The sequence below is a fragment of the Marinobacter sp. LA51 genome (genome assembly GCF_030297175.1).
GTDB classification, from domain to species: domain Bacteria; phylum Pseudomonadota; class Gammaproteobacteria; order Pseudomonadales; family Oleiphilaceae; genus Marinobacter; species Marinobacter apostichopi.
Map to the genome: position 1 here is coordinate 2,633,368 of NZ_AP028070.1, position 22,017 is coordinate 2,655,384.

20 protein-coding genes are annotated in these 22,017 nt (G+C 57.9%); 13 read left to right on the forward strand and 7 right to left on the reverse strand.

What is annotated here, in order from left to right:
• The first annotated feature begins 65 nt into the window (after positions 1–65).
• From QUE89_RS12100 to yjgA, 7 genes are all read left to right on the forward strand, one after another.
• Positions 66–1,592 (forward strand): RNA polymerase factor sigma-54, encoded by a 1,527-nt coding sequence (locus QUE89_RS12100; protein ID WP_286220327.1) that lies wholly within the window; start codon positions 66–68, stop codon positions 1,590–1,592.
• 111 nt (positions 1,593–1,703) lie between these two features.
• Positions 1,704–2,012, forward strand: coding sequence for a ribosome hibernation promoting factor (hpf, locus tag QUE89_RS12105; RefSeq protein WP_138439308.1), 309 nt, complete (start codon positions 1,704–1,706; stop codon positions 2,010–2,012).
• A gap of 86 nt (positions 2,013–2,098) precedes the next feature.
• Entirely contained in the window at positions 2,099–2,569 is a 471-nt protein-coding gene (gene ptsN, locus QUE89_RS12110) for a PTS IIA-like nitrogen regulatory protein PtsN (RefSeq protein WP_286220328.1), read from the forward strand.
• Between the two features lie 37 nt (positions 2,570–2,606).
• Positions 2,607–3,491, forward strand: a complete 885-nt coding sequence (gene rapZ, locus QUE89_RS12115) for an RNase adapter RapZ (protein ID WP_286220329.1) — start codon at positions 2,607–2,609, stop codon at positions 3,489–3,491.
• A gap of 7 nt (positions 3,492–3,498) precedes the next feature.
• Positions 3,499–3,768: an HPr family phosphocarrier protein gene (locus QUE89_RS12120; RefSeq protein WP_286220330.1), complete on the forward strand. Its 270-nt coding sequence runs from the start codon at positions 3,499–3,501 to the stop codon at positions 3,766–3,768.
• A 127-nt stretch (positions 3,769–3,895) separates the two neighbouring features.
• Entirely contained in the window at positions 3,896–5,257 is a 1,362-nt protein-coding gene (mgtE, locus tag QUE89_RS12125; RefSeq protein ID WP_286220331.1) for a magnesium transporter, read from the forward strand.
• Positions 5,258–5,289: 32 nt separating this feature from the next.
• Positions 5,290–5,820 (forward strand): ribosome biogenesis factor YjgA, encoded by a 531-nt coding sequence (gene yjgA, locus QUE89_RS12130; protein WP_286220332.1) that lies wholly within the window; start codon positions 5,290–5,292, stop codon positions 5,818–5,820.
• Between the two features lie 17 nt (positions 5,821–5,837).
• Here yjgA and QUE89_RS12135 read toward each other — a convergent pair whose 3' ends face one another.
• The 7 genes from QUE89_RS12135 to QUE89_RS12165 all read right to left on the reverse strand — a co-directional run bounded on the left by QUE89_RS12135 (position 5,838) and on the right by QUE89_RS12165 (position 15,029).
• Positions 5,838–6,677: a carbon-nitrogen hydrolase family protein gene (locus QUE89_RS12135; RefSeq protein WP_286220333.1), complete on the reverse strand. Its 840-nt coding sequence runs from the start codon at positions 6,675–6,677 to the stop codon at positions 5,838–5,840.
• Between the two features lie 12 nt (positions 6,678–6,689).
• A complete protein-coding gene (locus QUE89_RS12140; RefSeq protein WP_286220334.1) occupies positions 6,690–10,463 on the reverse strand; it encodes a YhdP family phospholipid transporter in 3,774 nt (1,257 codons plus the stop codon).
• A 40-nt stretch (positions 10,464–10,503) separates the two neighbouring features.
• Positions 10,504–11,982, reverse strand: coding sequence for a ribonuclease G (rng, locus tag QUE89_RS12145; protein WP_286220335.1), 1,479 nt, complete (start codon positions 11,980–11,982; stop codon positions 10,504–10,506).
• Positions 11,979–12,581 (reverse strand): Maf family protein, encoded by a 603-nt coding sequence (locus QUE89_RS12150; protein ID WP_286220336.1) that lies wholly within the window; start codon positions 12,579–12,581, stop codon positions 11,979–11,981. Before QUE89_RS12150 ends, rng begins: the two co-directional genes overlap by 4 nt.
• Before the next feature lie 2 nt (positions 12,582–12,583).
• Positions 12,584–13,060 (reverse strand): rod shape-determining protein MreD, encoded by a 477-nt coding sequence (gene mreD / locus QUE89_RS12155; RefSeq protein WP_286220337.1) that lies wholly within the window; start codon positions 13,058–13,060, stop codon positions 12,584–12,586.
• Entirely contained in the window at positions 13,060–13,908 is an 849-nt protein-coding gene (gene mreC, locus QUE89_RS12160) for a rod shape-determining protein MreC (protein ID WP_353506808.1), read from the reverse strand. The genes mreD and mreC overlap by 1 nt, the downstream gene beginning before the upstream one ends.
• Positions 13,909–13,988: 80 nt before the next feature.
• Positions 13,989–15,029, reverse strand: a complete 1,041-nt coding sequence (locus QUE89_RS12165; RefSeq protein ID WP_041343930.1) for a rod shape-determining protein — start codon at positions 15,027–15,029, stop codon at positions 13,989–13,991.
• A 315-nt stretch (positions 15,030–15,344) separates the two neighbouring features.
• On the opposite strand from QUE89_RS12165, the gene gatC reads away from it, so the two are divergent.
• The 6 genes from gatC (at position 15,345) to cysN (ending at position 21,986) form a co-directional block, all read left to right on the forward strand.
• Positions 15,345–15,632 (forward strand): Asp-tRNA(Asn)/Glu-tRNA(Gln) amidotransferase subunit GatC, encoded by a 288-nt coding sequence (gene gatC, locus QUE89_RS12170; protein ID WP_041341056.1) that lies wholly within the window; start codon positions 15,345–15,347, stop codon positions 15,630–15,632.
• Between the two features lie 29 nt (positions 15,633–15,661).
• Positions 15,662–17,119, forward strand: coding sequence for an Asp-tRNA(Asn)/Glu-tRNA(Gln) amidotransferase subunit GatA (gatA, locus tag QUE89_RS12175; protein ID WP_286220338.1), 1,458 nt, complete (start codon positions 15,662–15,664; stop codon positions 17,117–17,119).
• Between the two features lie 23 nt (positions 17,120–17,142).
• Positions 17,143–18,594 carry an Asp-tRNA(Asn)/Glu-tRNA(Gln) amidotransferase subunit GatB gene (gatB, locus tag QUE89_RS12180; RefSeq protein ID WP_286220339.1) on the forward strand — a complete coding sequence of 484 codons (1,452 nt, stop codon included), beginning with the start codon at positions 17,143–17,145 and terminating at the stop codon, positions 18,592–18,594.
• A 244-nt stretch (positions 18,595–18,838) separates the two neighbouring features.
• Positions 18,839–19,249, forward strand: coding sequence for a PilZ domain-containing protein (locus QUE89_RS12185; protein ID WP_286220340.1), 411 nt, complete (start codon positions 18,839–18,841; stop codon positions 19,247–19,249).
• Positions 19,250–19,417: 168 nt separating this feature from the next.
• The gene (cysD, locus tag QUE89_RS12190) at positions 19,418–20,326 is read left to right on the forward strand and encodes a sulfate adenylyltransferase subunit CysD (protein ID WP_286220341.1); all 909 of its coding nucleotides are present in this window, start codon (positions 19,418–19,420) and stop codon (positions 20,324–20,326) included.
• Between the two features lies 1 nt (position 20,327).
• On the forward strand, positions 20,328–21,986 hold the full coding sequence (cysN, locus tag QUE89_RS12195) for a sulfate adenylyltransferase subunit CysN (RefSeq protein WP_286220342.1): 1,659 nt from the start codon (positions 20,328–20,330) through the stop codon (positions 21,984–21,986).
• Positions 21,987–22,017: the final 31 nt, after the last annotated feature.

Here is a 22,017-nt window from a genome sequence, read left to right on the forward strand (position 1 = left end):
CGACTTTTTTATTGAACAGACCGCAACGCAGAGTGCTGACGAGTGACGGATCCTGAACCATGGTTATGAAAGCCTCCTTACAGTTAAAGCTGGGTCAAAGTCTGACCATGACACCCCAGCTGCAACAGGCGATCCGGCTTCTGCAGCTATCCACCCTGGATCTTCAGCAGGAAATTCAGCAGGCGCTGGAATCCAATCCCATGCTGGAAACCTCCGAGGACGACGACCAGGCGGAATCCCAGTCGACCGACGACAGCAACAGTCACGACGAGCCAGCCAGCGAAACAGCCTCGGAACCGGCTCCAGAGACCACCCCGGACTGGGACGAGTCCGAAAACGGGCCCGACTGGTCATCGGAGAATGAGATTCCGGATACCATCCCCGACGATCTGCCGGTCGACACCGCGTGGGACGATATCTATCAGTCAGCGCCGGCGACCTCCGCGCGCAATGACGACGAAAACGATCACGATTTCGAGACCCGCAACTCACCCACGGAAACCCTGCAGGACCACCTTGAGTGGCAGCTGAACCTGACTCCGTTGAGCGAGCGGGACCAGGCCATTGCCCATGCCCTGATGGATGCCGTGGACGAACGGGGTTACCTGACCAGCCCACCTGAGGACATCCACGCCGGGCTGCAAGATGATGCGGATGAAGACCCGGTTGAACTGGACGAGGTTGAAGCGGTGCTGCACCGCCTGCAGCATTTCGACCCCCCCGGCGTTTTTGCCCGTGACTTGCAGGAATGCCTGCTGATCCAGCTGAACCAGTTACCGCCAGAAACACCCTGGCTGTCCCAGGCCCGACTGGTGATCACCCACTACATCAATCTGCTGGGTAACCGCGACTACGCGCAATTACTGCGGCGCAGCCGGCTCAAAGAAGATCAATTGCGGGAGGTTCTGGCCCTCATCACTGGCCTGAACCCACGGCCCGGAGACGTGATCGATCGCGCCGAGCCTGATTACGTGATTCCGGATGTCATCGTGCGCAAACACAACGGCCGGTGGCGAGTTGAGTTAAATCCTGAAATTGCACCACGCATCCGCGTCAATGCAGGCTATGCTTCTCTTATAAGGCGCGCAGACAGCAGTGCCGACAACACCTACCTGCGTGATCAGCTGCAGGAAGCCAAATGGTTTATCAAGAGCCTGCAAAGCCGTAACGAAACCTTGCTTAAGGTGGCTACCCGAATCGTTGAACACCAGCAGGGCTTTCTGGATCACGGTGAAGAAGCCATGAAACCCTTGATCCTGTCGGATATTGCGCAGGCGGTGGAGATGCACGAGTCGACCATTTCCCGGGTCACGACACAAAAATACATGCATACGCCCCGGGGCATCTTTGAGCTGAAGTATTTTTTCTCGAGTCATGTCAGTACGGATGAAGGCGGGGAATGTTCATCGACCGCTATCCGTGCAATGATCAAGAAACTGATCGCAGCGGAAACGCCGAAAAAGCCGTTGAGCGATAGCAAAATTGCGGCCATGCTAGGGGATCAAGGAATCAAGGTGGCGCGGCGGACGGTAGCCAAGTACCGGGAGGCCATGCATATTCCACCCTCGAATGAGCGAAAAAGACTGGTTTAGGAGAGCCCTGCCCTCACAGGGGGCTCCCCCAGACCAAACTTTGGCGGCGCAGTGCGCGCCAGCCCTCAGCCCGACCCGTCTGGGCCGGCACGATGACAACAGGAGACGCCTATGCAACTCAACATTTCAGGCCACCACGTAGAACTGACTCCCGCACTGAAGGATTACGTCTCGGAAAAATTTGAGAAACTTGAACGCCACTTTGACCACATCAGTAATTGCCAGGTCACTTTGCAAGTGGAGAAAGTTCGTCAAATGGCAGAAGCGACGTTGCACGTGGTTGGTGGTGATATACACGCAAAGGCAGAAAACGAGGACATGTATGCGGCCATCGACGGGCTGATTGACAAACTGGACCGCCAGATCCTCAAGCACAAGGAAAAGAATGTAGACCGGATGCACGGCAACGGCGGTCGCTAGACGCCAGTTATCGTGCATGTCATCTCATCGCGCTGCGGCAAGGTTAACCTGCCGCAGCCTTTTTTTTACGGAATTGCAGTCGATTCATGAGCGACACATCCTTAACCATCGATAACATTCTTGCGCCAGAGCTGACCCAGTGCCGGGTCCCCGCTTCCAGTAAAAAGCGGGTGTTGGAATTCATCGCCGAACAGATTCACCAGCATAACGGCACTCTCAGCGAGACTCAGATTTTCAATAATCTGATTGGGCGGGAGCGTCTGGGCAGCACCGGCATTGGCCAAGGCATTGCCATTCCCCACTGTCGGCTGGAAGGGCTTGATCATGTGGTGGGCGTTTTGCTGACGCTGGAAGAGAGCATTGAGTTTGATGCCATCGACAACCAACCTGTCGATCTGGTGTTTGCCCTGGTCGTGCCCAAAGAGGCCACCAGCGAGCATCTGGAACTGCTGAGCCAGTTGGCGGAAAAATTCAATGAACGCGCATTCTGCGACCGGCTTCGCCAGTGCGAGGATGCCGCAACACTATACAAGCGTATGACGGCGGCGACCGAGTAAGCCAAATTCTGGAGACGGTATTGGAGAGTGTGAGCGTATGAAACTGATTATCGTAAGTGGCAGGTCCGGCTCCGGTAAGAGTACGGCACTGCACGTCCTTGAGGACCTCGGTTACTACTGCATCGATAATCTTCCCATTGGCCTGCTGTTCCCGCTCACCCATGAGGCAACCACCAAGAGCTCGCCTGGGCGTCTCAGTAAGATGGCAGTCAGCATCGACGCCCGCAACCTCTCTGCCGAGCTGGCCAACTTTGAAGACATTTACCGCCAGCTTCAGAACACCGGTGTCACCGTTGAGGTCATTTTTCTCGATGCCGACGAACAGTCACTGCTCCAGCGCTTCCACGCCACCCGGCGCAAGCACCCCCTGAGCGATGACAAGACCTCGCTTCGTGAGGCCATCACCAACGAAAAGAAACTGCTGGAGCCTTTGTCCAAGCTGTCCGACCTATATGTGAACACCACCGGCATGTCCATGTACGAGTTGCGGGATATGGTGAAGCAGCGCGTGGTTGGCCGGAAAGACCAGGAGTTGGCGCTACTGTTCCAGTCGTTCGGGTTCAAGCACGGGGTTCCGCTGGATTCCGACTACGTCTTCGACGTCCGCTGCTTGCCTAACCCCTACTGGGACACCAGCTTGCGCAAATTCGTCGGCACTGACCAGCCGGTAATCGACTTTCTGGAGAAAGAACCGGCCAGCCGCAAGATGATTGATGACCTGATAGCCTTTCTGGAATCCTGGCTGCCCTCTTTCGCCGACAGCAATCGCAGCTACATGACCATTTCCATCGGATGCACCGGCGGCCAGCACCGCTCGGTATACGTCAGCGAACAGCTTTGCGCGCATTTCCGTAACAGCTACACCAATGTTCAGGTCCGGCACACCGAACTACCGCATCTGCAAACTCGCGGAGAGATCTGAGCCCATCATGATTCGTCGCCCCATCACCATCATCAACAAACTGGGACTGCATGCCCGGGCAACCGCCAAGCTGGTTGCCACGGCCTCAGAGTTCGACAGCAGCGTACGAATCAACGGCAAGGGTCGGGATGTGGACGCCAAGAACATCATGCAGGTAATGATGCTGGCGGCCAGCCAGGGCACAGACGTGGAACTGATTGCCGACGGGCCGGACGAAGAGGCCGCCATCGAAGCACTGACAACGTTGATCAACGACTATTTTGGCGAGGGCGAATAGCCTTCCGTTGTCTCATTCTTCCCTCTACCCTTCTGCGTTGTTCTCTGCGGGATTCACCTACAACTCTTCCTGACCTATACGCCCTAACTCCGCTATAATACAGGCGTTTTCTGACTGTGGGTGATCCATGACCGATATTCTGGAAAAAAGCCAGGCCCGCCAAAGGCTCCGCTCCCTGAGCGAGGCCCTGGACAGTGGTGCCCTGAAACAGGTTGCCCGAATTCTGAATGGCGGCCTTAGCCCCAGTGATATCGCCCACCTGCTGGAGTCTTCCCCTCCCCGTCAGCGCGCCCTGCTCTGGAATCTGGTTGATAAGCAGCTGGAAGGGGAAGTTCTCCAGTATCTCAGCGACGATATTCGTGGCTACTTCCTGAGCCAGCTAAACGCCCAGGAACTGGCGGATATTATCGAGGATTTTGAGTCAGACGATCTCGCTGACTTGCTCCAGCAGCTGCCGGATACAGTGATCCAGGAAGTCCTGGACACCATGGACGAGCAGGATCGCCAGCGCGTCGAGGAAGTGCTTTCCTATCCGGAAGACACGGCCGGCGGCCTGATGAACACCGACACCATCACGGTGCGTCCGGACATCAGTATCGACGTTGTACTGCGCTACCTGCGCCGACACCGTTCGCTGCCCCCCATGACCGACAGTCTGATTGTGGTCAGCCGACGGGACGAGTTTATCGGCATGTTGCCGATCACCAAGATGCTGGTATCCAACCCGGCATCCACGGTGCGGGAAGTGATGGACACCGACATCGAACCCATCCCGGTCACCCTGTCCGACACCAAGGTAGCCACCCTGTTCGAGCGCTACGACCTGATCTCGGCACCGGTGGTGAACGAAGACGGCAGACTGCTGGGCCGGATCACCATCGATGACGTGGTCGATGTTATTCGTGAAGACGCCGATCACTCGCTGATGAGTATGGCTGGTCTCGATGAAGACGAAGACACCTTTGCACCGGTCTGGAAAACCACGCGTCGTCGGGCAGTATGGCTTGGCATTAACCTGATCACCGCTTTCATTGCCTCAGGGGTTATTGGCCTGTTTGAAGAAACCATCACCAAGGTGGTGGCACTGGCCGTTCTGATGCCTATTGTGGCGAGCATGGGTGGCATCGCCGGTAGTCAGACCCTGACTCTGGTGATTCGAGGCATGGCCGTAGGCCAGATAAGCGGAGCCAATGTGGGCTGGCTGCTGAATCGGGAATTCATGTCTGGCGCCCTCAATGGTGTATTCTGGGCACTGGTCGTTGCTACGGCAGCCGCTACCTGGTTCCAGGACATACTCATTGGCGCCATCATAGCAGCGGCATTGATCATTAACCTGGTGGCTGCGGCGCTGGTGGGAACGGTGTTACCGCTGTTCCTGAAATCACGCAACATTGACCCGGCGTTAGCAGGCAGCGTTATTCTGACAACGGTTACCGATGTGGTTGGCTTTATGTCTTTTCTTGGCCTCGCCACGATATTTTACGCGTAACCGACGCACTACCGAACATCACTGGATTTACCATGACTCAGCACGACCAGTACGACGACGAAGACGAATTTGGCAAGAGCAAATCTCAGCTCAAACGGGAAATGCACGCCCTACAGGATCTCGGTAAACGCATGCTTGATCTGAGCAATGACCAGCTCGAGACCCTACCTATCAGCGAGACCCTTCGGTCCGCAATTGAAGAATCACGTCGCATACGTCAGAACGAGGCCAAGCGCCGCCACCTGCAGTACGTGGGCAAGATCATTCGCCAGGAAGACGATCCCGATGCGCTGAAGCGGGCCATTGATGCGTTTGATGCCGGCAGTGAAGAGCACACCCGGCGGCACCACCTGGCTGAGCGCTGGCGTGATCGGATGATCACCGAAGGCGACTCCGTGGTGGGTGAATTCTTTAACTACTGCCCGAGCGCCGACATGCAGCATTTGCGTAACCTGGCGCGAAATGCACGCAAGGACGTCGAAAAACAGAAAAATACCGGGCAGGCACGAAAACTGTTCCGCTACCTCCGGGAATGCGTCGACGACGCCGAAGCAACCAACTGAGTTGTTTACCGCCGGTCCTAGAGCCGGCGGTGCTCCCATACCGGCATCCGTTTTCGCAGCTCCGTCAGCTGATCTCCGTCCAGATCTGCCACCACGACACCCGGGCCCTCGGCCAACTCAGACACCACTTTGCCCCAGGGATCGCAAATCAGCGAGTGGCCATAGGTTCGGCGCCGCTCGCTGTTATGTCCGCCCTGGCCGGGTGCCACAACCGCAACTTGATTTTCAATCGCCCGGGCGCGGATCAGCGCATGCCAGTGGGCATCTCCGGTTTGCCAGGTGAAGGCGCTCGGCAAACAAACCCAGTCCACGCCCTCGGCTCGCAGAGCGCGAAACAGCTCCGGAAACCGGAGATCGTAGCAGATCGCCAGACCAAGCTTGCCGGCGGGAGTATCAACCGTTACCAACTGCTCGCCCGGCTCGAAGGTATCCGATTCCCGGTATTGACCATGGGCGTCTTCCACCATGGCATCGAAGAGGTGGATCTTGTCGTAACGAGCGACCTCCTGCCCTTGAGCGTCGAAGACCAGACAACAGGCCCGTACCCGGTCACTGATGGCTGTACCATCCGGCCGTTCCGCCAGAGGCAGGGAGCCGCCGACGATCCACAACCCCAGGGTTCTCGCCTGCTCCGCCAGGAACGCCCGGATCACAGGCTGATCACCGGCTTCGGTGCGGCCGCACTCGAGCATCTGATGAGTGGCCAGAACGGCAAAATTTTCCGGCAGCACCGCGACCGTCACGCCCTGATCGGCAGCCTCCTTCAGCAATCTGCGGGCTTCCTGCAAATTGGCGTCAATGTCGTGGGTGCTCACCATCTGGATGGCAGCCACCCGGCCGGAAACGATTGCGGTCATAATCAGCTCCTGTCATTCGCCATTGTCGAATACTCGCCGGAGATCCACCTTCGGGTCGTCCCAGGTACCGGTCACTCCATAAGACGCGCTGGTGAGTTTGCTTAAAGGATCGCCCAGAATCTTGTCCAGAACAAACAAAGCCCCACCGATGGGAGCGCCGGCGCCCATCAGCAAGGCTGCCAACGGCAGGTTCTGGGTAAGCGGCAAGACGACCACCAAACGCATATCAAGGGTTTCGGTCGCAATGTCGGTTGATCCGCTGAGCTTGAAGGCGCCAGACGGCCCCACCACTTGGAGCTCTGGATCCATGTTAATCCGCCCATCCACCAACTGTGCCCGGCCAGAAATCGCATCGAAGGCCACACCACGCTCATAGAGGTCAGAAAAATCCAGCTTCAACCGGCGCCAGAGGGTATCGGCATTCAACAAATTGAATACCCGGAAAACCTGGGCCGTGTTGTTCTGCTCGAGAATGATACCTTCGTCCAACCGAAGGCTGACCGACCCGTTCATGTCAGTGAGAGAAAACTCATCCGGCCGGCCCGGCCAGTCCAGATCGAGTTCAATGTTGGTGCTTTCGTTGGTCAGCGGAATTTCGGTTCCGAACAGGCTGTTCAGGTCTGCCACCTTGCCGCCACTTACCGAACCAGCAAACCGGCTGGTCTCTCGGTCATCAATGATACTCCAGCTCATATCCCCGACCAGGGTCAATGATTTAAGCCGGCCCTCAATGCCCTCCACCGCCAATCGGTAAGGTGTGGGGCGCAGCTTGAAGGACCAGGTCCCGAGAGTTTCATCGTCCAGCTGAAGATCGGCAATCGAGACATTTACATCGGGCCACTCGCCCATGTCGAGATCTCGAAAGGCCTGCAGCTGCTCCTCGAACGTCAGCAGCTCCCGCTTTTCCTGCTCGGCTGAATCATCTCGTGTCAGCAGCACCCGCTCGAAGTCAGCCATCACGGTGCTGCCATCATCGGGCACCGCTATGCGGCCCAGCGCCCGCTCGGACTTGGTGGTCACGACCCAGCGGTCACCCAGGTCCAGAGCTTCAATCTGAATGTCGTCGAGGGTATGGCGTCCCAGATAGAGATGCCCGAGATTGACCTCCAGCCCCGTGGGCTTCCAGAGCACATCAAACGATGCCCGGTTTTCCCAGGTGCCGGAGACTGCAAGGCCACCGGGTGCCAGCGGATCAATCGTCGCCTCAAGAGGGGCTGACTCCTCGGCCGATTTCGCCAGCGGTTGCGGCCAGGCAACCGAGACACCTTGCAGGTCTGACCGCACCCAGATCCTGGAGCTGGCATCAACGCTGACCTCCAGGCCGGCCGCATAGTCCAGGGTTCCGCTAAGCCCCAACGTGCGTCCCGGCGCCACCCCGGCCGCTGCAAGTAACTCGGCCATCGGGTATTGTCCAGTCTGTCGAATCGAAAGCGCCTCAGCAGAAGCGCTACTGGACAGGTGTATACGTACCGGTGCGTCCAGGAACCGGGCCGTAAGCGGAGCACCAGAGATACCCTCGGCAGATTGGTAAGCCAACTCGCCACTGACCTCTTCCCAGACCAGGCCTGCCGGCGGATAAGAGACGCTTGCCTTGTCCGCGCTCACGCGGGCGTCCACCGAAACCTCCCCCTCGCCACCTAGCGGTAGTGAAATGCCAAGGCCCAGCCGATACTGGCCGCCGAATTCAAGACGTTGGGCCTCTGAGCCTGCCATTTCGCCCAACGGGCTGTTATCCATCCAGAACCTGACCGCCTCGCCGGGCACATCAGCGGCTGCATCGACAACCACAACCGTATGCTGCTCACCGGGCACCACCGTCACGTTACTGGAATCCAGGCTCAAGCCGCCGGTTTGCGCCTGATCCAGGGTCACCCGAGTATCGAGACCATTGACCACCACCTGGCCTCGGGCATCTGTCACTTCCGGCCAGCGCGAGTCATATCGGACGCTGGCGTTCTCGAAATTGAACTCCATGGAAGATACGAATGAACCCGGTGGTGCGTCCGAGCCGATCTGGCCATGGCCGTAATAAACACCGGAAGTAACGTCAGCCCGGGTAATTGAGGTCGTCAGCCAATCGTACAGCTCGGTGCTCACCACCTTGCTCGGAATAAAGTCTTCTAACGCGCTTTCATCAGCCCCTTCCAATCCTACCTTAAGGCCGAGATTGTCCTCGCCAGCGCGATTCAATTTCAGGTCGAAAGCGCCGGTAAGCGCCGGGCCGTCGAGCTGGGTCATGCGAATGTTGTCGGAGAATACCCGGGTGATGCCATCCTCCAGCTGCCAAGCCACCAGACCGTCCAACTGCGAAAAGGCCCACCCGTTTTCGTACAGCTGAGGGAAGGACAAACGCGCCGGAGTGTCTGCCGTGTCGATCTGGACATAGCCGGCGTTACGGGCGACATACAGCATTCCAGATAGCCCGTTTACACCAGGAGCCCCCTGGTAGGCTTCAACACTCAGGTCACGCAACTGTCCGGTGAGCTCAAAGGTGTCGTCGTCGCCGCGCTCCGGCAACCACAGGGACACCCGGTCCAGATACCCCCTGGGCCGGTAATTCTCAAGGGCATCGGCACCCCGTTCAGGCAAGATGGGTAGGCGGGAAAGCAATCGTCTAGTAGGCCCCAGCGGCAACGCATCAGCAATGACAGTAACTCCACCCTCTTCCGGCATCAGGCGAAGACTGAACGGTGACACCTGGTTACCGTTCCAGGTCCACTCCAACTGTTTGAGATGCCATTCCCCAGGGCCAGCAGATTGTCTAACGGCTCCATCTGTCTGGCCGGAACCTAGCTCACGCGCCCCAGCAGCGGAACGGCGCCAACCGAACCGGGCCCGGATATTTTCAATCGGGGCCAGGGATTCCTGGCCGACGCCAAGCTGCAGATAAGGTGTCCGCACCGTTCCGGTAACCTGCAGGAGTTCACCATCGCGGAAGGTCAGCCAGGCCTCGCCGCCGAGATCAAAACCCTCCACTCGAATGGACCGCCATTGGTAGTCGTCGATCAGGCCATCAAACAGCCGACCGGAATTCACATCCAGATAGAGCTGACCGGTGAAATCACCGCGGAAGAAGTGCTTACCGATCAGACTGAAACTGGCCAACTGTTCGGTGGTTCCAGACTTGATGGCTCGTCCGGAGGCCCGAAACAGGCCCTTGCGGTACACCAGGTCCAGCTGAGGCACATCGACAGTGCGCACATTGCCCTGATTGTCGCGGATGCCCAGACTTAACCGGGTGATCTTGACGTAGGGCTCAGACAGCCACTTGCCGGCCAGATCGAGCCAATCTTTCAGGCGGTGATTCACGGGCTCGGGCAGTTCGGCGCCGCGCACTTCCACCTGCCCCGACTCGGACTGGTTCAGCGCAAGCTCAACGCCATCCACTTCGAAGTCTTCAAAAACCACCCTCATGCGAAGCAGCGACGACAGGAAATCGAATCGGACCTGAAGGTGATCAACCCGGGCTACGGTGACGTCGGAGTCCGGATTGGAAATACTGATATTCCGGGCGGTAAAAGAGGGATCAAGCCAGAACCAGCGCGAGGACAGGCTGCCGATAGCAACATCGTGCCCAATGCGCGCGGAGAGCGCTTCGGCCAGATCGTCGGCGAAGGCATCAACATTGCCGGTGAGTTGCCGCCCTACGCCTGCGTATAACGCAAAGACCAGAAGCACCACCAGCAGAAACCACCACACCAGGCTGGAGAGCCTGGCGGCAACTTTGACCGGCGGGCTCTCTGCCATGTGTTCAGGCCATGGCTGCTCGCGGTGGTCGTGGGACATCAGCGAGCCCTATACGCCATGTTGGCAGGCTGAAATCAAATCAGAGCAGAACCACATCGTACTGCTCCTGGCTATAGAACGGCTCTACCTGGAATCGAATGGTCTTGCTGATGAAGGTTTCAAGATCGGCGACATTGTCGGACTCTTCATCCAGCAATCGGTCAACCACGCTCTGGGACGCCATCACCAGATAGTTTTCGGCCTCATAGGCCCGATTAACCCGCAAGATTTCACGGAAAATCTCGTAGCACACGGTCTCACTGGTTTTCAGGAAGCCGCGACCATCACAGATTGGGCAGGGTTCACACAATACCTGACCGAGGCTTTCGGTGGTGCGCTTACGAGTCATTTCCACAAGCCCCAGTTCGGAAACACCGGTGATCTTGGTCTTGGCGTGGTCCCGCTCGAGCATCTTTTCCAGCATCCGATGCACCTGGCGCTGATGCTCGGTATCTTCCATGTCGATAAAGTCGATGATGATGATGCCGCCGAGATTGCGCAGTCGCACCTGACGGCTGATCGCCCGCGCCGCTTCCAGGTTAGTCTTGAAGATGGTCTCTTCCAGGTTCCGATGCCCAACGAATCCACCGGTATTGATATCGATGGTGGTCATGGCTTCGGTCTGATCGATGATCACGTAACCGCCCGACTTGAGCTGAACTTTGCGACTCAGGGCCTTCTGGATCTCGTCCTCGACCGAATAAAGATCGAAGATCGGACGCTCGCCCGGGTAGTACTCCACCTTATCGGCAAATTCAGTGACAAACTCCTCCACGAACTCCATCACGCGCTGGTGGCTTTCGCGGCTGTCGATGCGCACTTTTTCCGTTTGGGGGCGGATCAGGTCACGAATGGTGCGGATAAACAGGGGTAGATCCTGATACACCACCGCCGGAGCCTGCACTTTCGTTATGCGCTCATGAATCGACTGGCTAAGGCGATGCAGGTAGGTCATGTCGCCGATCAGCTCATCCGGGGACGCCGCTTCGGCTGCGGTACGGATGATGTAGCCACCATCCACTTCGGTCTCTTCTTCAGCTGCACCTTCCACCAGCCCCTTCAGACGAGCACGCTCGGTGTCGTCCTCAATGCGCTGGGAGATACCCACATGGCTGACACCCGGCATGAAGACCAGATAGCGCGATGGAATCGACAGTTGAGTGGTCAGACGTGCGCCTTTGGTGCCGATCGGATCCTTGGTGACCTGTACTACCAGAGACTGGCCCTCACGGAGCAATGTCCGGATATCGGGAACGGTCTTCGGACCATCGTTAGAGTCGTCTGGTCCGGACTGGGAGATCACATCCGAGGCGTGGATAAAAGCCGCCCGCTCCAGGCCAATATCAACAAAAGCCGCTTCCATGCCCGGGAGGACTCTGACCACCTTGCCCTTGTATATATTGCCGACGATGCCCTTACGGCTGGTGCGCTCAATATAGGCTTCCTGCAACATACCGTTCTCAACCAGCGCTACGCGGGTTTCAACGGGGGTCACGTTGATCAGAATCTCTTCACTCATGTACGGTTCTCCAGACTGTTTGGCCAGTTTTCCCAGACCGGATGACCGGCATCCGCCAACAAGGCGGCGGTTTCCTGCAAAGGTAAACCCACTACGGCACTGTAACTGCCCCGCAGGTCACTGACAAAAATACCACCAAGGCCCTGAATTCCATAGCTTCCCGCCTTGTCCATTGGTTCGCCGCTGGCAACATAGGCTGCTACCTCCGCCCGCGACAGCTTTCGGAACTGGACGTCTGTGACCACTACCCGGCATTCGCACTGTTCTCCCTGGGCCAGTGCCACCGCAGTCATCACCTGGTGGCTGGCGTCGGACAGCCGCATAAGGGTAGCAACGGCCTCCTCTTCATCCGCCGGCTTGCCAAGGATGACGCCATCCAGCACCACCGAGGTATCCGAGCCCAGCACCATAGCACCTGGCGAGGACGCGGCGACCGCCATGGCCTTATCGCAGGCCAATCGCTTCACGTAGCGCTCAGCGGTTTCAGTCACAAGAGGGGTTTCGTCAACGTCAGCTGGCTGCACCGAAAAAGTGACGCCAATTTGTCGCAACAGCTCGGATCGTCTGGGGGAAGCCGACGCGAGAATGATGGTGGACATGCTCATCCCAACTTACGGTTGATGTTATCAAGAAGTACGCAGAATACCGGCCACGCCAGCGCGCTGGTCAGGGCCGGCCAAAGGTAACTGAACCCGGCATCTTCAGCGCCGAGCATCTGCTTGATGAAATGCACGAGCATCTGATTGATACCCAACAGCAGGAACACCATCAGGCACTGCTGCGGCATCGGATACATCCGAAGGCGCTGATGTATCGTTAACACCAGAAACGCGATCAGACCCATGGCCAGCGCGTTGACACCCAGCGGCGTTGCTTCAAGCACATCCAGCAGCAACCCCAGAATCCAGGCCAGGAAAATGCCGAACTGAGCGGGAGCCCGGAAAGTCCAGTAGAACACCACCAGCCCAAGCCACTCCGGACGGAACTCGAACCAGCCAACCGGAAAAAGCGAAATACTCAGAACCAGCGCCACTGCGACCGACAGGGCGAATACCGGATAACTGATTACGGACAGCATCAGCCTTCCCCTTCTTCGGACATTTCGGCGCTGGCCTCGGATTCGACAGCAGCATCGACATCGGCGTTTTCAGCGTCAACCTCAGCGGTTGCCGGCGGAAACACCACCAACACCAGGCGACTTTGATTCAGCTGGGCCCGTGGAACCGCCTCAATAGCCACAAACGGCTCGCCGGGCTCCTTATTGATCAGGCTGACCTCAGCTACCGGGTAACCTCGGGGGAAACGCCCACCCAGACCGGAACTGACCAGCAAATCCCCTTCGCGAATATCGGCGGTATCGGGCACATGGACCAGGTCCAGAGTTGAGGTGTCGCCCGTCCCGAGCAAGATGGCCCGCAAGCCATTGCGCACCACTTCAACGGGCACCGCGTGGCTGCTATCTGACACCAACAGCACTCGGGAAGTAATCTGACTGGTCTGCACCACCTGCCCCATCAGCCCCTGGGCATCGAGCACCGCTTGGCCTGTCCGCAAGCCGTCACTGCGGCCTTTGTTGATGATCACTTCATGGGAGAACGGATCGGGGGAAACGCCGACAACCTCACCAACGATCACGCGATCATCCAGCACCTCGGAGGAATTCATCAGTCGGCGGAGTTCATTGTTTTCGGACGCCAGCGCGGCGTATTTCAACGCCCGGCGTTCAAGGATGAGCAGACGAGCCTTGAGGTCTTCGTTTTCCTGCTGCAGATCTTCCTTGTTTTCAAACAGGCCGGCGAACCAGTCACCGAACTCGGAGGGCGCGTTGCCCAGCCAGTACACGGGCGCGAGCCCGGTGGCGATAGCACTGCGGACAGAGGAGAGCTTATCAAAACGGGCATCGGCAACCACAAGGGCTGCCGACAGAATAATAATGAGAAAGAGTCTAAAGCCCGGAACCGGTCCCTGGACGAAGATGGTTTTAATGGCAAATCCTCCCTACGGGCTTATCCCTCCTGGGAGAACATTCCAATACCACCCCGATCAATAACCTCCAACGCCTTACCGCCACCACGGGCGACACAGGTGAGCGGATCTTCGGCGATGATAACCGGCAGGCCGGTTTCTTCGCTGATCAGCTTATCCAGGCCACGCAGCAGTGCACCACCACCGGTCAGCACGATACCGCGCTCGGCGATGTCAGAGGCCAGCTCGGGCGGAGACTGTTCCAGCGCGCTTTTGACGGTCTGGACTATCTGCGCCAGCGATTCCTGCAGCGCATCCAGAATCTCTTCACTGTTGAGGGTGAAGGCCCGCGGCACACCCTCAGCCAGGTTGCGGCCACGCACGTCGATCTCACGAATCTCGAGACCTTCGTAGGCACAACCGATTTCGTGTTTGATGCGCTCTGCGGTGGAGTCACCGATCAGGCTGCCGTAGTTGCGACGAACGTAAGTCACAATGGCTTCATCAAACTTGTCACCGCCGACCCGGACCGACTCGGCATAAACAATACCGTTGAGCGAAATGATGGCGATTTCTGTCGTGCCGCCACCAATATCAACGATCATCGAACCGCTGGCCTCCTCGACCGGCAGACCGGCACCAATGGCGGCGGCCATCGGCTCTTCGATCAGGAACACTTCACGCGCACCAGCGCCCAGGGCCGATTCCCGGATGGCCTTGCGCTCAACCTGGGTCGATTTGCTCGGCACACACACCAGTACTCGCGGGCTCGGTGTGATAAAGCTGTTTTCGTGCACCTTGTGAATAAAGTGCTGCAACATTTTCTCGGTAACCACGAAGTCGGCGATCACACCATCCTTCATAGGGCGGATGGCGGTAATGTTGCCCGGCGTCCGGCCCAGCATGCGCTTGGCTTCGGCACCAACGGCGGCCACCATCTTCTGGGAGTTGTTCGTGCGAATAGCCACAACCGACGGCTCATTCAGCACAATGCCGCGCTCACGCACATAAATAAGGGTGTTGGCGGTGCCCAGGTCGATGGACAGGTCGCTGGAGAATAAGCCTCGGAGTCTTTTGATCAACATTCGTGTAGTTTCAACCTGAGAGTTGCAGTCGCAAAAAAGATGCGGCAACTTTAGCAGCGAGCACCCCCACAGGCAAGGTGAGAACGGGCCTCAAGCCTTACGATTCACCCATTTACCCAATGGATTGGGGCCTCCCGCCTTTGTTCGAATCTGTTACCATACTCACTTTATTTTTGGCTTTGGGGACGGGCCGCTCGAAGATTCCCTTTCAAATCACCCTACGAGCCCCTTTTTGTGGGCTTGTAGCGGGCCAGAGCCGCCCTCACCAAGAATCTTTTGTTAACGAGCTTTCATTTACCTGGGAGACAACGCGTGACCATTTCCCGTGAGGACATTGAAAAAGTCGCTGTGCTCGCCCGCATTCGTGTGGACGACGAGCAAGTCTCAGCGCTTGAGAACGATCTGGGCAACATTCTGGATCTGGTTGACCAGCTCAGCGCGGCAGACACCGACGCAGTTGAGCCCCTGGCCCACCCACTGGACGCCGTTCAGCGCCTGCGCCCGGACGAAGTAACCGAGACCAATCAGCGGGAGGCCTTCCAGGCCATCGCCCCGGCCACCGAGAACGGCCTTTATCTCGTGCCTCGTGTCATCGAGTGATCTGACGACCAGCGAATTCAGGAATCATCATGCATAACAAATCCGTAGCCGAGCTTTCCCGCGAACTGGAGAGCGGCAAGGTATCAAGCGTGGAGCTGGCACAGCAGTTCCTCGACCGAATCAAGCAGCAAGACGGTCAATTCAACAGCTTCATCAGCGTGACCGAAGACCAGGCACTGGCCGATGCCAAGGTCGCCGACGAACAACGGGCCGCCGGTAACGCCACACCCTGGACTGGCATCCCATTCGCCCACAAGGATATTTTCTGCACCAGCGGCGTGCGGACCACCTGCGGCTCCCGGATGCTGGAAAACTTTGTACCACCCTATAACGCTACCGTCACCGAGAACTTCCGAAAGGCGGGCGCCGTGTGCCTGGGCAAGACCAACATGGACGAGTTCGCCATGGGGTCATCCAACGAATCCAGCCATTTCGGCCCGGTCACTAACCCCTGGGGCCTGAGCAAAGGTGAAAAGCGGGTTCCCGGTGGCTCTTCCGGCGGCTCGGCAGCGGCCGTTGCGGCGCGCCTGGTTCCAGCAGCCACTGCCACCGATACTGGCGGCTCGATTCGCCAGCCGGCGGCATTGTGCGGCATTACCGGCTTGAAGCCGACTTACGGACGCGTATCCCGGTACGGCATGATCGCGTTCGCTTCCAGCCTGGATCAGGGCGGCGCCATGGCGCGCACGGCCAAAGACAACGCCCTGATGCTGAATGTCATGGCGGGCTTTGACCCGAAAGATTCCACTTCCGTAGACCGGGCCGTTCCCGACTACACCGCCACGCTGAACGAACCTTTAAGAGGCCTCCGTATTGGCTTGCCGAAGGAGTACTTCTCGGACCAGCTGAGCCCGGCAATGGAAGAGCAGGTCCGTGCCGCGGTAACGGAATACGAGAAGCTGGGCGCGACGGTGAAAGAGGTGTCCCTGCCCAACGCCAAGCTGGCGATTGCCGCTTACTACGTGATCGCCCCGGCTGAGGCATCGGCCAACCTGTCACGCTTCGACGGCGTCCGTTACGGCTATCGTTGTGAAGATCCGAAAGACCTGATGGATCTTTACACCCGCACCCGGGCCGAAGGCTTTGGCACTGAAGTGAAGCGCCGCATTCTCGTTGGCACCTACGCGTTGTCTGCCGGCTACTTCGATGCTTATTACCTCAAAGCTCAGAAGGTACGCCGACTGATCCAGCAGGATTTCATCAACGCCTTCAAGGAAGTGGACGTGCTAATGAGCCCGACCACCCCCTCCCCGGCTTTCGCCCAGGGCGAGAAAACTAGCGACCCGGTCACCATGTACCTGGAAGACATCTTTACGATCGCCGTGAACCTGGCGGGCGTGCCGGCGATGTCGGTACCCGCCGGTTTCGTCGATGGGCTTCCAGTTGGCCTGCAGATCATTGGCAACTACTTTGACGAGGCGCGACTTCTGAACGCCGCTCATCAATTCCAGCAGGTGACCGACTGGCACCAGCGTGAACCGCAATAAGCCCGAGATAGGAGAGTTACGCCATGCAATGGGACATTGTGATCGGGCTGGAAATTCACGTTCAGCTCGCGACCCAGACCAAGATTTTTTCCGGCTCCAGCACCGCTTACGGCGCTGAGCCCAACACCCAGGCCAACGCGGTCGACCTGGCTATGCCGGGCACCCTGCCCGTGCCCAATGAGCAGGCCTTCCGGTACGCCGTCATGTTCGGCCTGGCGGTAAACGCCGAGATCGAGCGCCGCTCGGTGTTTGAGCGCAAGAACTACTTCTACCCGGACCTGCCCAAGGGCTATCAGACCACCCAGCTGGAACGCCCCATTGTCGGCCCCGGCCATGTCGATATCGATCTGGCCAACGGCGAGACCAAGCGGGTCCGCATCCACCACGCCCACCTGGAGGAAGATGCCGGCAAGTCCCTGCACGAGGACTTCCATGGCATGACCGGCGTGGACCTGAACCGGGCCGGCACGCCTCTGATTGAAGTGGTCACCGAGCCAGACATGAACAACGCCGACGAAGCGGTGGCGTTCGCGAAGAAGCTGCACAGCCTGGTGACCTCGCTGGGCATCTGCGACGGCGATATGTCCCAGGGCTCCATGCGCTTCGACGTGAACATTTCCCTGAAGCCGAAAGGCTCGGACACCCTGGGCACTCGTACTGAAACCAAGAACCTGAACTCGTTCCGGTTCATGGAGCAGGCCATCGCCCACGAAGTCGAACGGCAGATGGACATTCTGGAAGACGGCGGCGTGATCGTGCAGGAAACCCGCCTGTACAACGGCGACCGGGACGTGTCCCGTTCCATGCGCACCAAGGAGGAAGCCAACGACTACCGTTACTTCCCATGCCCGGACCTGCTTCCGGTCGAGATCGACGATGCGTTTATCGAGCACGCGCGCAGCCGCCTGCCTGAGTTGCCAGACGCCCGCAAAGCTCGCTTCAAGGAGCAGTACGGCCTGAACGATTACGATGCCGGCCTGCTGAGCGGCGATGCAAAGCTGTCCGCATTCTTCGAAGAGGCGGTCAGCCATGGCAAAGACGCCAAGCTCACGGCTAACTGGATTCAGGGTGAGTTCTCCGCACGCCTGAATGCCGAGGAAAAAACCGTGGCCGAATCGCCCATCACCGGTGCGCAACTCGGCGATCTGATTGTCAGGATTGCCGACAACACCGTATCGTCCTCCGGCGCGAAAAAGGTGTTTGAGACTCTCTGGAATGGCGAGAGCGACAAGGTGGACGCCATCATCGACGCCCAGGGCCTCAAACAGGTTTCCGACACCGGCGAACTGGAAAAGATGGTCGACGAGGTACTTGCCGGCATGCCGGATCAGGTCGCTCAGTACCAGAATGAGGACGATCCGAAGAAACGCAAGAAGATGCTGGGTGGCTTCATGGGGCCGCTGATGAAAGCCTCAAAAGGACAGGGCAATCCCAAACTGTTCAATGAAATCCTGGTGAAAAAGCTCGGCGGCTAAAGGCTTCCGATCCGGCTCGGGGGAGATCACAGCGATCTTCCCCGGACCAGGGCACACTCAAACACGCTGTTATTTTGTGATGATCTTGTCAAAAAAACCGCAACAAATCTGACACAAAGAACGACACGCTTCTTGCCGACCACAAAGTAAACAACTAAACTTTCCTGAGTTTAAGTGTTTTTTCTGGAAGGGATTTTTGGGAAAAGCAGCCGCTTCGAATACCAGTTACGTCAGACGAGTAACCATGAAACCAGCTGCCATAAAAACAAATCTACGTAACCAACAGCGCGTTGATGTCTCAACCGAAATCACCATTGAAAGACCGAATGGCTGCTGTCTGACATGCACGGTCGCAAACCTTTCGCGCACAGGCGTCATGATTTCCTGCAGTCAGGAAGCCGTCAAATCTCTGATTCCAAATCAACAAAGCCCTGCCCCTGGCAACTGGATCTCTGTGAAGACTCGCTTTTCCGTGCCAGTGGTTGCCAAACAGCCCGTCTCGATTATAGCTGAAGGCCATATTGTGCATATGCGCCGGATCGCCAGGAACGAATTCCAGCTTGGCATCCAGTTCTCCGACTTTGAAAACAACGGTTTCGAATACGTGGATCGATACGTCGCCAAGCTGTTGGCTGACTCCTGCAACAAGGCCTGATACCAGGTCCTGCAGCGGAGCGCTTACGCCCACATCGCCATCCTTGCCGCTATATTATTATAACCCCAAACTCTAGTTGGGGCGCTTCTTATACCCTCGCCAATTCTGGTATCATTTCAGGTCAAATTTGCACAGCCAACAGGGTCCGCATCGCGGCATCGGAATACCATGACCACATACAACCTCACGCACCTGAAACAGCTGGAAGCGGAAAGCATCCACATCATCCGGGAAGTGGCAGCCGAGTTTGACAACCCGGTCATGCTCTACTCCATCGGCAAGGATTCTGCCGTGATGCTGCATCTTGCCCGCAAAGCATTCTACCCCGGCAAGCCTCCGTTCCCGCTGATGCACGTGGACACCACGTGGAAGTTCAAGGACATGATCGATTTCCGCGACCGCAAGGTGAAGGAATACGGTCTGGACCTGATCGTTCACAAGAATGAAGACGGCATAAAGCAGGGTATTGGTCCGTTCACCCACGGCAGTGCCAAGCATACCGATGTCATGAAGACCCAGGCGCTGAAGCAGGCGCTGGACAAGTACAAGTTTGATGCCGCGTTCGGTGGTGCACGCCGGGACGAGGAAAAATCCCGGGCCAAGGAACGCGTCTATTCGTTCCGGGACGAGTACCACCGCTGGGATCCGAAAAACCAGCGGCCGGAACTCTGGAACATCTACAACGGCAAGATCAACAAGGGCGAAAGCATTCGCGTGTTCCCGCTGTCCAACTGGACGGAGCTGGACATCTGGCAGTACATCTACCTTGAGAACATCGAGATCGTTCCGCTGTACTATTCCGCCAAGCGCCCTGTGGTTGAGCGCGACGGTACCCTGATCATGGTGGATGACGATCGCATGCCACTGAAAGAAGGCGAGAAGCCGATGATGAAATCGGTCCGCTTCCGAACTCTGGGCTGCTACCCGCTGACCGGCGCCATCGAATCCGAGGCAGACACCCTGCCGGAGATTATCCAGGAGATGCTGCTGGCCACCAGTTCAGAACGTCAGGGCCGGGTCATTGACCACGATTCAGCCGGCTCCATGGAACAGAAAAAGCGGGAAGGGTATTTCTAAGATGGCACACCAGTCTGATTTGATTGCAGAAGATATTCAGGCCTACCTGAAGCAACACGAAAACAAGGAACTGCTGCGCCTGCTGACCTGCGGCAGCGTTGACGATGGCAAGAGCACCCTGATCGGCCGCCTGCTCCACGACACCAAGATGATCTACGAAGATCATATGGCGAGCCTGAAAACCGACAGTGCCAAAATGGGCACCACCGGCGAAAAACTCGACCTTGCCCTACTGGTAGACGGCCTGCAGGCGGAGCGTGAACAGGGCATCACCATCGATGTCGCCTACCGCTTCTTCTCGACTGACAAGCGCAAGTTCATTATTGCCGACACCCCGGGCCATGAACAGTACACCCGCAACATGGCCACCGGCGCCTCCACGGCACAGCTGGCTATCCTGATGATCGATGCCCGGCAGGGGGTTCTGACCCAGACCCGTCGCCACTCGTTTATCGCATCACTCCAGGGTATCCGACACATCGTTGTCGCCATCAACAAGATGGACCTGGTGGATTACAGCGAAGAACGCTTCAACGAAATCAAGGACGAGTACCTGGCGTTCGCCGCCAAGCTCGGCCTGAAAGACATCCGCTTTGTGCCAATTTCTGCTCTGGAAGGCGACAACGTCGTCAATAAGAGTGAGAACACGCCGTGGTTCACCGGCCAGCCGCTGATGCAAATCCTGGAGACCGTTGAGGTTTCACGGGACAAAAATCTCGAGCATTTCCGGTTCCCGGTTCAGTACGTGACCCGCCCCAACCTGAACTTCCGTGGTTTCTGCGGCACCATCGCCTCCGGCGTGATTCGCCCGGGCGACAAGGTCATGGCACTGCCGTCCCGCAAGACCAGCACCGTAAAAGACATTGTCACTTTCGACGGCAACCTCGAAGAAGCCTACATTGACCAGGCGGTCACCCTGACCCTGGCCGACGAAATCGACATCAGCCGTGGCGACATGCTGGTCAAGCCGGAAGACGAGCCGGAAGTGGGCAACCGCTTCAACGCCAACATCGTCTGGATGACGGATACGCCGCTGGAAACAGGTCGGCTTTACGACATCAAGCTGGGCCCCACCTTTACTTCCGGCACGGTAAAGAAGATTCATCATCAGACCGACGTCAACACGCTTGAGCAGCAAGCCAATCCGGCCAGCCTCCAGCTGAATGAAATTGGCCTGTGCGAGCTGACCCTCAACCAGCCCATCGCGTTCGACGCCTATCAGCGCAACCACGCGACGGGCAGCTTCATCGTGATCGACCGACTCACCAACGTCACCATTGGTGCCGGCATGGTTGCCGGCCTGGCCGACGGAGTTGAGTCGCTGGATCCGGTCAGCATCGAGGAGCGTGAGCGCCGCCTGGCCCAGAAGCCGGCGATCATCGGATGCAGTGGCAAACAGGCACCAGCACTGGCACTGGCTGTTGAGCGTGCGCTCTTCGATCAGGGCAAGACCGCGGTGGTGGTTACCGAGGACAACGCAGGTGACGCCGACGATCGTCGCCGGACGTCCCAGCTGCTGTCCGCCCACGGCCTGATCGCCGTTGCGGTCAACCTCGGTTCCGATGTAGCCTCTGCCTCCGTTTCCGCTGACAGCGACAAGGAAATTCCTGCCGCTGTTGGCCAACTGGTTCAACAGTTGATCCGGAGCAAGCGCATCTGACCCCCGGGTAGCACACAAGCCCCGCAGGCCA

What these genes read in the sequence shown, in the direction of transcription:
- QUE89_RS12100 (WP_286220327.1), top strand. Translation starts at nt 66, where the DNA reads ATGAAAGCCTCCTTACAGTTAAAGCTGGGTCAAAGTCTGACCATGACA.
- hpf (WP_138439308.1), top strand. Translation starts at nt 1,704, where the DNA reads ATGCAACTCAACATTTCAGGCCACCACGTAGAACTGACTCCCGCACTG.
- ptsN (WP_286220328.1), top strand. Translation starts at nt 2,099, where the DNA reads ATGAGCGACACATCCTTAACCATCGATAACATTCTTGCGCCAGAGCTG.
- rapZ (WP_286220329.1), top strand. Translation starts at nt 2,607, where the DNA reads ATGAAACTGATTATCGTAAGTGGCAGGTCCGGCTCCGGTAAGAGTACG.
- QUE89_RS12120 (WP_286220330.1), top strand. Translation starts at nt 3,499, where the DNA reads ATGATTCGTCGCCCCATCACCATCATCAACAAACTGGGACTGCATGCC.
- mgtE (WP_286220331.1), top strand. Translation starts at nt 3,896, where the DNA reads ATGACCGATATTCTGGAAAAAAGCCAGGCCCGCCAAAGGCTCCGCTCC.
- yjgA (WP_286220332.1), top strand. Translation starts at nt 5,290, where the DNA reads ATGACTCAGCACGACCAGTACGACGACGAAGACGAATTTGGCAAGAGC.
- QUE89_RS12135 (WP_286220333.1), bottom strand. Translation starts at nt 6,677, where the DNA reads ATGACCGCAATCGTTTCCGGCCGGGTGGCTGCCATCCAGATGGTGAGC.
- QUE89_RS12140 (WP_286220334.1), bottom strand. Translation starts at nt 10,463, where the DNA reads ATGTCCCACGACCACCGCGAGCAGCCATGGCCTGAACACATGGCAGAG.
- rng (WP_286220335.1), bottom strand. Translation starts at nt 11,982, where the DNA reads ATGAGTGAAGAGATTCTGATCAACGTGACCCCCGTTGAAACCCGCGTA.
- QUE89_RS12150 (WP_286220336.1), bottom strand. Translation starts at nt 12,581, where the DNA reads ATGTCCACCATCATTCTCGCGTCGGCTTCCCCCAGACGATCCGAGCTG.
- mreD (WP_286220337.1), bottom strand. Translation starts at nt 13,060, where the DNA reads ATGCTGTCCGTAATCAGTTATCCGGTATTCGCCCTGTCGGTCGCAGTG.
- gatA (WP_286220338.1), top strand. Translation starts at nt 15,662, where the DNA reads ATGCATAACAAATCCGTAGCCGAGCTTTCCCGCGAACTGGAGAGCGGC.
- gatB (WP_286220339.1), top strand. Translation starts at nt 17,143, where the DNA reads ATGCAATGGGACATTGTGATCGGGCTGGAAATTCACGTTCAGCTCGCG.
- QUE89_RS12185 (WP_286220340.1), top strand. Translation starts at nt 18,839, where the DNA reads ATGAAACCAGCTGCCATAAAAACAAATCTACGTAACCAACAGCGCGTT.
- cysD (WP_286220341.1), top strand. Translation starts at nt 19,418, where the DNA reads ATGACCACATACAACCTCACGCACCTGAAACAGCTGGAAGCGGAAAGC.
- cysN (WP_286220342.1), top strand. Translation starts at nt 20,328, where the DNA reads ATGGCACACCAGTCTGATTTGATTGCAGAAGATATTCAGGCCTACCTG.